The organism is Maritimimonas sp. 2205BS37-2, assembly GCF_056591755.1.
This window is the reverse complement of sequence record NZ_JBWQOI010000003.1, coordinates 352,190-366,382: the sequence shown is the minus strand read 5'-3', so window position 1 is coordinate 366,382 and position 14,193 is coordinate 352,190. Positions and strand designations below refer to the sequence as shown.

Here is a 14,193-nt window from a genome sequence, read left to right as displayed (position 1 = left end):
TAAAAATTGTTTAATCATAAAATTTAAAAAAATGACAACTACAGAAAACATTAAAAACGGAGTAAACGTAGATCAATTAGTAGAAACTATTCAACACATTCAAGCCGAACCTTCTTTAGCAAAATTCGAGTTTAGAGCTAAAAACAACTGGATCACTGGTGGCCATTGTGTAACAAGCGCAAAGAGTTTTTATGGTGCAGGTCAAGAGGATACTACACGTCAAGAAACTTTCACTATGGAGTGTGATCATCCAAATGTATTATTAGGAGAAGATAAAGCCGCTACACCTGCAGAAGTTGTATTACATGCCTTAGGTTCTTGTTTAACTGGCGCTATGGTTTACCATGCCGCTGCTAACGGAATTGACATTGAAGGTGCAGAATCTAGCTTAGTAGGATCTTGTGACTTACATGGTTTCTTAGGATTAGATCCTGAAGTACGTAAAGGTTTTGATGGTATCAAATTTAAGTTGAAAGTAAAATCTGATGCTACAGAAGAGCAATTAAGAAATTTAGCAATGTTCTCTCCTGTATTTGATATGATTTCAAATCCAACGCCTATTTCAATAGAAATTGAAAAATAAGCCAAACCAAGAAAATCGACCGCTTGTTCTCCCTTTTTCAAGTGGTCTTTTTTCTTCTTTATCCTGATTGTAATCAGAATCCATTCAACACCACCAATGAAAACTAACAACAAACATATCACTACAGGTTACCAAGCAGTTGCAGAGATTGCATATAAAACCAATGAGGTTTTTCCTATCTACCCATGTACGCCTACTTCAGAAATGTCTGCCTTAGCGGAAGAGTGGAGCGCAAAAGGCCAACAAAATATTTTTGGTAAGGTGCCTACTACTTTCGAAATGCAAAGTGAAGCCGGTGTTGCCGGAACAATGCATGGAGCCTTACAAACAGGTGCTTTATCAAGTACATTTACTGCTTCACAAGGATTACTTTTGATGATGCCTAACATGTATAAGATTGCAGGACAATTGATGCCAAATGTTATCAATGTAGCAACACGATCAATTGCAACTCATGCGCTATCTGTATATGGAGATCATAGCGATATTATGGCTGCACGCCAAACTGGTTATGCCTTTTTAGGAAGTGCATCTGTACAAGAAGCACAAGATTTTGCTTTAATAGCTCAAGCGGCTACATTAAAATCTAGAATCCCGTTTGTTCACTTTATGGACGGATTTAGAACGTCTCATGAAACAAATACAATAGAGCAAGTTTCTGATGCGATTATTAAAGAAATGGTTGACTCAGATTTTATTCAACAACATAGGGAAAGAGCCTTGAGTCCTGATAATCCTGTTTTAAGAGGAACGTCGCAAGGAGCAGATGTATTCTTTCAAAGTAGAGAAGCGCAAAATATATTTTATAATGCTTGTCCATCTATAGTTCAAAACGCTATGGATCAATTCAAAACCTTAACAGGAAGAGAATATAACTTATTTGATTATGTAGGCCATCCTCAAGCCGAACACATCATTATTTCTATGGCTTCTTCAACAGAAACTATAGAAGAAACCATTAATCAACTAAATCAACAAAGGTGTAAATATGGACTAATAAAAGTTAGGTTATTTAGGCCATTCAGTAAAAAGCATCTATTGGAAGCTCTACCAAAATCAGTTAGGTCAATAGCTGTTCTAGACAGAACAAAAGAACCTGGGTCTTCGGGAGAACCATTATTCTTAGATATAGTTCAGTCACTAACAGAAGCTTTTCAAAATAAAGAAATAGAAAACCTGCCAAGAGTTGTTGGTGGGCGTTATGGATTATCATCAAAAGAGTTTTCACCAGCTATGGTGGGTGCCATTTACACAAACCTTAAAGAAGAGCAGCCAAAGAATAATTTTACCGTTGGTATCACTGATGATGTAACACATCTAAGTTTAGAAATCAGAAAAGAAATACAACTTTTAAATAATACGTATCAAGCTGTTTTTTATCAAGATAAATCAAAAAGCAACTTAGAAAATTCAAGAAATATCCTACAGATTGCGGGTAGTGAAAGCTATGTGCAAGGTTATATAGAATGTGATTATAAAAAATCAAATTCAAGAAATGTTGCGCATTTAAGAATTGATACTAAATCAATCAAAGCACCATATAAAATAGAACAAGCCGATTTTGTGTCTTGCCAGCAAACTCACTTTATCACTAACGATAATGCAATACAAACACTTAAACCTAACGGAACACTTCTGGTTAATTCTCAACTGACTTCTAAAGCATTCTGGCAGACACTCTCGGCTAAAAAACAGGATGAAATCAGGGCAAAAAATATTCAAGTATTTGTAATAGATAATAAATGGTTAAAAGAAGAATATATAGTTAATGGTTATAAACTGAACAGCCTATATGCAGCTTTTTTAAGCCTTAGAAAAGACATTGCTTATACTGATGAAATAGCAGATTTAATAGATAGTATTTATAAGGTAGATACAGCTATTGCTAAAAAAGATTTAGTTGAAAACAACAATGAGATTTCAAATACTTTATTGGGGAAATTGCTAAGAAATAATGGAAATGACGTATTGGTTAGCGAGCTTCCAGTAGACGGAACCTATCCTACCAACACTTCAAAATATAATCATAATGTAATAACTAGTGAATTGCCAGTTTGGAACCCTGATGCTTGTACACAATGTGGGGCATGTTCAATGGCTTGTCCACAAAGTGCCATCAGAATGAAAGTGTATGGAGATTCTTATGTAGAAACAGCTCCAGAAAACTTTAAATCTACTAAATCGGTAGAAGCAGATTTTGATCTATTGAACTTTTCATTACAGGTAAATCCAGACCACTGTACTGGCTGTAATAATTGTGTAGATGCTTGCCCTGTAAAAGGAGCATTACAGATGGTAGAAAGCAAAAATAATGCAGAAATAGAGAAAAAAAACTGGAATCATTTTGAAACAATTCCAGAATTAGAAAGAGAAAAAATAAATACAGAAAAGGTGAGTCAGCAACAGCTACAAGAACCTTTATTTAACTATTCAATTGGTGTTGAAGGTTGTGGGGAAGCACCATACCTTAAATTATTATCGCAATTAATTGGAGGTAGGTTATTAGTTGCAAATGCAACAGGCGCTAGTTCAATTTTTGGAGGTGCTTTACCTACAACACCTTGGTCTAAAAATAAAGAAGGTAAAGGTCCGGCCTGGGCTAATTCACTTTTTGAGGATAATGCGGAGTTTGGCTTGGGATTCAAATTGGCTTTAGACTATCAACAGCAACTAGATAAATCTGTATGGATCGTTGGCGGCGATGGTTGGGCTTATGATATCGGTTATGGTGGGCTAGATCATGTGTTAGCGTCAGGGAAAAATGTAAATATCCTAGTAATGGATAATGAAGTGTATGATAATACCGGCGGACAAATGTCTAAGGCTACGCCTTATGGAGCACAGGCAAAATTTGCCTTTAATGGTAAGCAAAAGCAAAAAAAGGACTTAGGCTTATTAGCAATGAGCTATGAAAATATATATGTAGCATCTGTTGCAATTGGAGCAGATCAAGAGCAAACATTGAGAGCTTTTAATGAAGCTGAAAGCTACGATGGTCCTTCACTTATTATTGCTTACTGCCATAGTGCTTCGCATGGTATTGATATGAAGAATCCTAGTAAATATCATAAAGCTGCAGTAGACTCAGGTCAATGGTTATTATATAGAAATGATCCAAGAAGAGTTAAAAAAGGATTAAACCCGCTTCAATTAGATTCTAAAACTCCTTCGATTGAAATAGCTGAGTATTTAAAACTAGAAAATAGATTTTCAAAAATATTCCGGCAAGATGAAGTGTCTTTAAAGGCGGTCATTAAAAATATGCAACAACAAGTTAGTAAACGATTCAATAAATATTTAATGTTGGCTTCTTTAGATAATATAAATAGATCGAAAGTGATTCATGATCAGAAAATTAAGGCAATTTTAAATAGAAATCATTAGAATAGCAACAAGCGTAAATTTTAACAATTTGCTCTCACCAAATTTCCGTAAATTGCTTAGCAATTAACTAAACTTCCTTCGTGAAGCACTAACTCTTTTAATTCAAATGAAAACATTACTCAAAATGGTAATGCTATGCATGTTTTTGTGTAGTATTACTTTTACCCTTCAATCACAACAACTTAATGAAGATACGTTTAAGGGCTTAAAATTTAGAAGTCTCGGCCCAGCTTTAACGTCAGGTAGAATAGCAGATATCGCCATTCATCCTGAAAATGAAAATATCTGGTATGTAGCTGTTGGTTCAGGCGGTGTATGGAAAACCGTAAACTCGGGTACAACTTGGAAGCCTATTTTCGATAAGCAAAAAAGCTATTCTATTGGCTGTATAACTATAGATCCAAATAACTCACATACCTTATGGGTAGGAACTGGCGAAAATGTTGGTGGCCGTCATGTAGGCTATGGAGATGGAATTTATGTAAGTTATGATGATGGAAAGACCTGGAAAAATATGGGTTTAAAACAGTCGGAACACATCTCTAAAATTATTGTGCACCCAGAAAATTCAAATATTATTTGGGTAGCTGTTCAAGGTCCGCTATGGAGTAAAGGAGGAGAACGAGGCCTGTATAAATCTGTAGACGGAGGGAAGACCTGGAAGAAAACTTTAGGAGACAATGAATGGACAGGAGTTACAGATATGGTGATTGATTATACAAATCCCGATGTACTTTATGCGGCTACTTGGCAACGTCATAGAAACGTAGCTGCCTACATGGGTGGGGGTCCTGGATCTGGATTGCATAAAAGTACTGACGGCGGTGAAACCTGGACAAAACTAACAACTGGAATTCCTAAATCTAATCTTGGCAAAACTGGATTGGCAATTTCTCCATTTAATAATGAAGTACTCTATGCAGCAATTGAATTAGATAGAAGAAAAGGAGGACTTTTTATGTCAACCAATGGTGGTACATCTTGGACGAAGCAATCTAATGCTATTTCTGGAGGTACTGGTCCTCACTACTATCAAGAACTATATGCCTCACCTCATCATGAAGGAAAATTATTCTTAATGAGTAATACAGTACAAATTTCAGATAATCATGGAGAAAAATTTTACCCTATGAATGAAAAACGTAAGCATGTAGACAGTCATGCAATGGCGTTTAAAAAATCTGACCCAAATTATGTTTTATTTGGCACTGATGGTGGGTTATATGAATCTTTTGATTTAACGAATTCATGGAAATATATTCATAATCTTCCAATAACTCAATATTATAAAGTTGCAGTAGATGATTCAGCTCCTTTTTATAAAATTTATGGCGGAACACAAGATAATGGTTCGCATGGAGGTCCATCTAGAACTGCAAAAAGTGAAGGTATAGCAAATTCTGATTGGTGGGTTACGCTGGCGGCAGACGGCCATCAATCAGCTACAGAACCTGGTAATCCTGATATTACCTATGGAGAATTTCAACAAGGTGCTTTGTGGCGAATAGATCAAAAAACAAGAGAAACTGTTTTTATTCAACCTCAAGCCAAAGAAGGAGAGCCTTACGAGCGTTTTAACTGGGATGCACCCATTTTGGTTAGTCAACATGATCCAAAACGATTATACTTCGCCTCGCAACGTGTTTGGAGATCGGATAACAGAGGAGATTCTTGGACAGCAATTTCAACAGACCTTACTAGAAATCAAACAAGATTGGCATTACCAATTATGGGAAAACAGCAAAGTTTTGATAATGCATGGGATGTATTAGCAATGTCTAATTATAATTCAATAACATCATTGGCAGAATCGCCAAAGCAGGAAGGACTATTATATGCTGGTACCGATGATGGTATTATTCAGGTAACAGAAAATGGCGGACAGAATTGGCGTAAAATAGAAGTAGGTTCTATTAAAGGGATTCCAACTACTGCTTTTGTGAATGATATTAGAGCTGATCTTTTTGATGCGAATACTGTTTATGCAGCTTTAGATAATCATAAATATGGCGATTTTAAACCCTATTTAATAAAGAGTACAGACAAAGGGAGAACTTGGAGGTCTATTAACGGTAATCTGCCAAGTAATTTAATAACCTGGCGATTGGTTCAAGATCATATAAAGAAAGATTTACTTTTTGCTGCAACGGAGTTCGGTGTATACTTTACAAATAATGGAGGATCAAAATGGATTAAGTTAACGAGCGGAATTCCACCAATTGCAATCAGAGATATTACAATTCAACGAAGAGAAAATGACCTTGTCGCGGCATCATTTGGTAGAGGTTTCTTTGTTTTAGATGATATCACCCCTATTAGAAACTTCGATGCTAATGTAGCGAATGCAGAAGGCGCCTTGTTTGATGTAAAACCGGCCTACTGGTATGTCGAACAACGTGAGGTATATGCTCAAGGAAATGATAAGTACACGGCCCCTAACCCCCCATTTGGAGCAATATTTACCTATCATTTATCTGATAAAATAAAGTCGTTAGCAGATAAAAGAAAAGAAAGTGAAAAGGCGGCGATTAAAGGAAATAAAGCAGTTTCATTTCCTGGGTGGGACGCTTTAGATGAAGAAAATAGACAACAAAAACCAACGATTATTTTAACGATAAAAGATAGTAACGGAAATGTTGTTAATACTATAAAGGGCACAAACAAAAAAGGGTTTAATCGTGTCAATTGGAAACTTGATGTGGCCGATAGAAGTGGTGAAAAGTTAAGCCCACCAAAACCGGTGGAGCAATATTTTAATTTTAACATCATGGCCACTCCTGGTGATTATACAGTCACTTTGTCTAAGCTTGTTGATGGTCAGCTAACAGAATTATCACCAGCAAAATCATTTAAGGTTGTTCCATTAAGAGAAGGAGCATTAAAAGGAGCTTCTTATGATGAGATCAATGCTTTTAGAGAAAAATTTCAAACATTCGAACAAGATTTAAAAGCTACAAATTTGGTATTGAAAGAGGCTATGTTAACAGTGAATGCTATGCAGCGTGCATTACAAAAAGCAAAAAGCCCATCTGGTTCTTTGATAACTGAAATCCATCAACAGAGAGCGGCATTATCGAAATTAGATAAGCAATTAAATGGGAATAAAGCTAAAAATGAAATAGGAGAGAAAAATGACCCAAGCCCAAATGGTGTAAGCTTCTTTGCAAAAGCAGCCTTAGCCACATCAACTTATGGCCCTACAACTTTACATAAAGAAACCTTAGATACTGCTATCAATAGTTTAGCTAAAATTAAGAGTGGTTTAAAAGGGATTGTAAATAGTCAAATTCCTTCATTGGAACGTAAATTGAAGTCGGCTGGAGCACCATGGATTGAGGGGCAGGGACTTATAGAAGATTAAAATAATAAGTAGCATGAGTTTACTAAAATTATTTACGAAAAGAAGATTGTTATACGTCATTATCGCCATACTATTTATTAGTTTTAATTATTCTGATGCACAACGATCGAAAAAGAAGGAAAAAAAACAACCTTTAGACTCGCTAATAATAACTGGTCTAAAATGGCGGAGCGTTGGACCGGCATTCACTTCAGGCAGAATATCTGATATCGCCGTGAATCCTGATAATTCTTTTGAATATTATGTAGCAACCTCTTCAGGAGGTGTTTGGAAAACTATAAATTCAGGAGTTTCATATATTCCATTATTTGACAAGCAAGGTTCATATTCTATTGGTTGTGTTACAATAGACCCTAATAATTCTAATGTAATCTGGGTTGGAACCGGAGAGAATAATAACCAACGATCGGTAGCATATGGAGATGGAGTTTATAAATCTCAAGATGGAGGGAAGAGCTGGAAGAATATGGGATTAAAAACTTCTGAACACATAGGAAAAATAATTGTACATCCAGACAATTCTGATATTGTTTATGTTGCCGCTATTGGTCCACTTTGGAGTAAAGGAGGAGATAGAGGATTGTATAAGACAGAAGATGGTGGTAATACATGGAAAGCTGTTTTAACAGTCGATGAGCATACAGGCATGAATGATGTTGTAATGGATCCTCGCGACCCAAATGTACTATATGCATCTGCACATCAGCGTAGAAGACATGTTTTTACCTATGTTGGTGGTGGGCCTGGATCTGGTTTACATAAAAGTACTGATGGAGGTGAAACATGGATTAAAATAAATAAAGGATTGCCAAAAACGGAATTAGGTAGAATAGGTTTGGCAATTTCACCGGCAAATCCGGAAATTATCTATGCCATTGTTGAAGCAGCAAATGGTAAAGGAGGATTTTTCGCATCTACAAATAGAGGTGCTTCTTGGCAAAAACGAGGAACGCATAAAACCAGCGGAAATTACTATCAAGAAATTATAGCCGATCCTATAGATGAAAACACAATTTATTCTATGGATACTTGGATGTCTGCAAGTAAAGATGGCGGTAAAACCTTTAAAAAAGTTGGAGAAACCTATAAACATGTTGATAACCATAGCATGTGGATTAATCCAAAAAATAATAAACATTGGTTGGTAGGATGTGACGGAGGTATCTACGAAACTTTTGATGCGGCTAAGAATTGGGATTTTAAAGAAAACCTTCCGGTGACCCAATTTTATAAAGTGGCCGTTGATAATGATGCTCCGTTTTATAATATTTATGGAGGCACACAAGATAATTTTAGTATTGGTGGCCCATCAAGAGTATTAACCGATCATGGAATCACAAATAATGATTGGTTTATTACCAATGGGGGTGATGGTTTTGAGTCGCAGGTCGATCCTAATAATCCAAATATCGTTTATGCCCAATCGCAATATGGTTTCTTAGTTAGATATGATAAGTTAAGTGGTGAAATAGTTGGAATTCAACCTAGAGAGAAAGAAGGAGAAAATGCATATCGATTTAATTGGGACTCTCCATTGGTGGTTAGTAGACATGCTCCAGGGCGATTATATTTCGCGGCTAATAAGCTATTTAGAACAAATGACTATGGAAATAGTTGGGATGTTATTAGTGGTGATCTAACGCAACAAATCGATAGGAATAAACTAAAAGTTTATGATAGAATTGTGAGCGTAGATGCCGTTATGAAAAACGGATCAACATCTCTTTATGGAAGCATAGTTGCATTATCTGAATCTCCTATTAATGAAAATTTATTAGCAGTTGGTACTGATGACGGCTTAATACAAATTACAGAAGATAGTGGTGTTACTTGGAGGAAAATTGCTGCAATACCAGGTGCGCCTAAACAATCTTATGTGAATAGTATTTATCTTTCGAAACATGATGAAAATATAATCTATGCTGCATACAATCATCATAAATATGGCGATTTTAAACCGTATATCTTTAGATCAAATGACAAGGGAAGAACTTGGGCGAAAATTAGTAATAACCTGCCAGAACGTGGTAGTGTTTATGCTATTGAAGAAGATCATGTTGATCCAAACTTAATTTTTTGTGGAACAGAGTTCGGCGCATTCTTTTCGCCCAATGGAGGACAACGTTGGAAGCAATTGAAAAATGGATTACCAACGATTGCGGTAAGAGATATTGCCATTCAAGAACGCGAGAACGATCTAGTGCTTGGTACATTTGGTAGAGGTTTTTATGTACTTGATGATTATTCTTCATTGCGATCGGTTAAAAACACGTACCCAACAGAAACCGCATTCGTTTATCCAATTAGAGATGCATTGCTTTGGGAAAAAAGTAGACCATTAGGGCTTCCTGGAAAATCATTTCAAGGAGATAATTTCTATAGTGCTGATAACTTGGGTCCAGAGGTGATGATAACATATTATTACAACAATAATTATACTTCATTAAAAGATCAGCGATCAAAAAGAGAAAATGCATTAATTAAAAATGGTAATGATACACCGTATCCGAATTACGAAGCTTTAAAAAAGGAAGCAGAAGAACAAGCGACACAATTGGTTTTTACCATAAAGGATGCTACCGGTAAAGTGGTTAAAAAACAGTTTCAAAAACCCAAACTAGGTTTGCAACGTTTTCATTGGGATCTGAGATATACCCTTCCTGATCCAATAAACTTTAATAAACCTGCTTTTTACAATCCATTTTCTCCGAAAGATGAAGGGACTTTAATTGAACCTGGTAATTATACCGTTGAGATGAGTCTTTATAGTGAAGGAGATTTTAAACAATTAGTAGCTCCTGTTTCTTTTAAGGTAAAGGCACTGAAGAATACTTCAATGCCGGCAGAAGATAGAGTTGAAAAAGTAGCATTTCAAAAACAGGTTGCCAAATTAAGAGCTGATTTTGCCGCATGTCAAAATATTTTAAATGAAACTCGAAATAGATTAAAGTATATTAAATCTGCTATTAAGAGAGCTGAGCTTCCATTAGATTCTTATTCGATATCAGTAGGGAATATTGAGAATAAATTGAGGGATGCACGTATTGCTCTTACCGGTGATGGAATTAAAAGAAGATTAGATATTGGTCAACCTCCATCACCAGGATTTAGAATTGGTGTGATGAGTTTTGAACAAAAATATACTACATCAACACCAACAAAAACGCATAAAGATAACTATGCAATCGCTAGAAAAGATGTTGATAATATCAAGAAAAAAGTTGAAGATATTTTTAATATTGATTTAAAGAAATTAGAGGATGCATTGATTAAAGCAGGGGCTCCGTATACTCCTGGAAGAGGCCAAGAAAATTAGTATTAAATAGTTAAAATAAAAAATAGCAGAAGCTCGAGCTTCTGCTATTTTTTATTCATCATATTTACGCCCTCCCAATCTGATGGGGTTTTATCTAAATATTGTTTTGATTTTTTTGTAAAGTAGTTAATGACTCCATCTTGAGGGTTTTCTACTAAAATATCTTCAAAAATTTCAAGGGTTTTAGAGAATTCTTTTTTAAAAAAATGCGTTAGTCCTTTTTCAAAACCTTCTAGTGATTCTTTTTTAAGCCTTATTTGTTCGATGGCATCACCATCAAAACATTCATAAATATCAACAATTTTATCTTTTCCTTTCGCTTGTACTTTACCTAAATAGCGTAGGTTGTATTGTTCTTTATTTTCAATACCCTTCAAGCTATTACCACTAACAATAATATTTGCACCATAATGCTTTGTAAGTCCTTCCATTCTGGACGCTGTGTTAACTGTATCAGCAATAATAGCCGTATCATTTCTTTTAATATCGCCTATTATTCCCATAATCAAAGGGCCGGTATGTAACCCCATACCAACCGATAAAGGTTCATAACCTTCTGCAATGCGTTTCTTGTTATAAGTTGTTAGCTTTTTTTGCATATCGATTGCAGCCTGCAGGGCATGATAAGGCTGATGAGGAAAGAGCGCCATAATGCCATCACCTAAATATTGATTTACGAAACCGCGGTTTTGTTGAATCAACGGCCCCATCCGACTTACGTAGGCGTTAACAAATTTAAAATTTTGCTCTGGGGTCATACTTTCGGCTAAGTTGGTATATCCTCTAATGTCGGTAAATAAAACCGTTATTTTCTTTTCGGTATGATCACCTAACGAAACTTCTGTAATAGCATCTTTATCTATAGATTTTAAAAATTCTGTAGGTATGAATTTACTTGTAGCGTTATGGATATTTTTAAGGTTAATATGAGTTTTAATTCTACTTAACAATTCATTTTTGGAGAAAGGTTTGGTGAGATAATCATTTGCTCCTGCATTAAACCCGGTTACCAGATCGTTAACCCTATTTTTGGCAGTTAATAGTATAACTGGTAATTCACTTGCACTATGTTTCTTTCTTATGGTTTCACATACCTCATAACCAGACATTCCTGGCATCATTATATCTAATAGAACGAGATCATATCTATCACCTTGCTTAAAATAAGATAATGCCTCCTTGCCGTCTATTGCTTCTTTAACGATATACCCGGCTAGTGATAGATGATTTTGTAATACTCTCCTGTTAATTTGTTCATCATCAACGATTAAAATTTTAAGTGCATTTGCCTTGGGAGCAGATATTAAGGTTTTGTTGTTGTTTCCGATATGTGAAGTTTCCTGGATTTTTTGTAGTTGTTTTTCAAAAGAATCAGGTTTGATATTCTTTAATGCTACTTTTTTAGAAGTACTTTTTTTAAGTGAAAAAGTAAACGAGGTTCCTTTTCCAACCTCAGACTTAAAATCAATAGAGCCTCCATGTAATTCAACTAATTGTTTAGTAACTGTTAATCCTAAACCAGTTCCACCTTTATATCTAACTATTGAACCATCACCTTGTTCAAAAGGTTTAAAAATGTGATCATACTTTTCTTTTGGGATACCAATACCTGTATCTGAAATAGTAATTTCTATGAGATCATCTAGTTCTTCTGCTGAAATTTCAATAGAACCTTCCTCAGTAAATTTGATAGCATTTCCAATAAGGTTGTAAAGAATTTGTTGCAGTCTATTTTCGTCTGCGCTGGCTAATGAAATATCTTTTGAAATAGTATTTATTAAATCAACCTTTTTTGATGTAAGTAAAGGCCTTGAAAGTTTTACAACAATATTTGTTAGCGCATAAATATCAACAGGGTTTAAGTTGAGTACGAGGTCTTTGTTTTTGAGCTTTGAAAAGTCTAATATATCGTTTACTAAATGAGACAGTCTCTTTCCACTGCTAGAAATCATATCTAAATTTTCCACTGCGGCTTTAGGTAGCTTACCTGCAATTCCATCTTTCAACGATTCTGTTAAACCAATGATTCCGGTAAGTGGGGTTCTTAGTTCATGTGATGTGTTTGCTAAAAATTCATCTTTGAGTCTATCAATTTTCTGTAGTTCAATTACACGTTCTTTTTCAGCTTTAGCTTTAGCAATTAACTGTTTTTTGTCTAGTTCATCTTGTTTGAGTTGTTGTCTGTATTGATACCTTTTAAAAAGGAAAAACGAAAGTAAAATGGCGGCGAGCGTTACTCCAATGATAATATTTCTAAGGGTAGCTTGACGTTTTAATTTTAAGTCTTTTATCTCGGCATCTTTTTCGAGTGAAGTAATAGCGTCTTGTTTTTTTTCGAGATCGAACTTTGCTTGCAACTCTTCAATTTGTTTAGATTTAGCTTCGTTAAGTAAACTATCTTTAACAGCGATAAATTTATTATTAAAGGCTAGTGCTTTTTTGAAATCTCCCGTTTCTGTATAGAGGGCACTTAAAATTTCATAGGCATCTTTCATTTCTGATTTAACCCCAATGTTTTCTGAAATTTTGGTCGACTTATTTAAAAAAGCTTCGGCTTTAATGTAATCTTTCAACTTTAAATATGTCTTTCCAATCTCATTATAGCTTAAAGTTAACTCACGTTGTTGATTCAGTTTTTTTCGTAATTCAAGTGCCTTTAAATGATAGGTCAATGCTTGATTGTGATTGCCTTTAAAATTGGCGACTTTGCCAAGTGAAGTATAGTCATAGGCCATACCCCAGTCACTTTTTAATTCGGTGTCAAATGTCAAGGCTTTATTAAAAAAATCAAGCGCCTGGTCATAATCCTTGAGCTGCATATAGGTGTCTCCAAGATTATAATTAATGTTGGCGAGTTCAATTTTATCATCTAATTTTTCGAATATGCTTAACGCTCTATTATACGCATTCAGCGCTTCATCTATTTTTTGAGTTTTTTTTAAGATTTCTCCCATGGCATTAAGTGTAGTGCCGATGCTAAATAAATCTTCTTTGGCTTCATAAATTTTTAAAATATCATAATAGATTTTTAGAGCTTCTTCTTGACTACCTTTATCATCTAAAATAATTGCCTTTTGATATAAACCATTTGCTAAAGCATTTTCATCTTTTTTTGTTTGATGAAAATTTAAATACTTTTCTATATGATCTAAAGCTTTATTGTAGTTTCCTTTTTGCCGTTCATAAACGCAATATTGATAGTTGGCTAATGATATCCCCCAATCAAGATTTGCTTTTTCACTAGAAACATATAAACTATCAATATATGCTTTTGCTATATCTCCATCATTTCTATTATTTAGGTATTCCCAAGAGATATCCTTGAGAACCTTTACTCTTGCCGAGTCGGTCAATGATTCTTTAAGTACATTTTTTAAACTATCAAGTTTCGAAGTTTGCCCAAATGAAAAAGTGGTAAGCAAAAAATATATAGGTAGTACAAATGCTATTTTTTTCATTGATAGAAGGGGGTGAGTTCTTTGATATAAATTTAACATATAAAAATTAAAATTTAAATATCTGATTATCAAGCAGATAGAAAATAATTAC

The 14,193-nt window shown here is 34.9% G+C and carries 5 protein-coding genes; 4 read left to right on the top strand and 1 reads right to left on the bottom strand.

The features are described 5' to 3' along the window. Positions 1-31: 31 nt before the first annotated feature. From AC1EUU_RS14655 to AC1EUU_RS14640, 4 genes are all read left to right on the top strand, one after another. Positions 32-583, top strand: coding sequence for an OsmC family protein (locus AC1EUU_RS14655; RefSeq protein WP_480202195.1), 552 nt, complete (start codon positions 32-34; stop codon positions 581-583). Between the two features lie 96 nt (positions 584-679). Beyond that, on the top strand, positions 680-3,967 hold the full coding sequence (locus AC1EUU_RS14650) for a 4Fe-4S binding protein (protein ID WP_480202194.1): 3,288 nt from the start codon (positions 680-682) through the stop codon (positions 3,965-3,967). Positions 3,968-4,073: 106 nt separating this feature from the next. Further along, positions 4,074-7,328, top strand: a complete 3,255-nt coding sequence (locus AC1EUU_RS14645; RefSeq protein WP_480202193.1) for a WD40/YVTN/BNR-like repeat-containing protein — start codon at positions 4,074-4,076, stop codon at positions 7,326-7,328. A gap of 13 nt (positions 7,329-7,341) precedes the next feature. Then, on the top strand, positions 7,342-10,644 hold the full coding sequence (locus AC1EUU_RS14640) for a VPS10 domain-containing protein (RefSeq protein ID WP_480202192.1): 3,303 nt from the start codon (positions 7,342-7,344) through the stop codon (positions 10,642-10,644). Positions 10,645-10,688: 44 nt separating this feature from the next. Here the strand turns inward: AC1EUU_RS14640 and AC1EUU_RS14635 are convergent, their stop codons facing one another. After that, positions 10,689-14,102: a response regulator gene (locus tag AC1EUU_RS14635; protein WP_480202191.1), complete on the bottom strand. Its 3,414-nt coding sequence runs from the start codon at positions 14,100-14,102 to the stop codon at positions 10,689-10,691. Positions 14,103-14,193 lie beyond the last annotated feature (91 nt).

Bases quoted from the DNA above. Each gene is read 5' to 3' on its own strand.
- AC1EUU_RS14655 (WP_480202195.1), top strand. From the start codon at position 32: ATGACAACTACAGAAAACATTAAAAACGGAGTAAACGTAGATCAATTA.
- AC1EUU_RS14650 (WP_480202194.1), top strand. From the start codon at position 680: ATGAAAACTAACAACAAACATATCACTACAGGTTACCAAGCAGTTGCA.
- AC1EUU_RS14645 (WP_480202193.1), top strand. From the start codon at position 4,074: ATGAAAACATTACTCAAAATGGTAATGCTATGCATGTTTTTGTGTAGT.
- AC1EUU_RS14640 (WP_480202192.1), top strand. From the start codon at position 7,342: ATGAGTTTACTAAAATTATTTACGAAAAGAAGATTGTTATACGTCATT.
- AC1EUU_RS14635 (WP_480202191.1), bottom strand. From the start codon at position 14,102: ATGAAAAAAATAGCATTTGTACTACCTATATATTTTTTGCTTACCACT.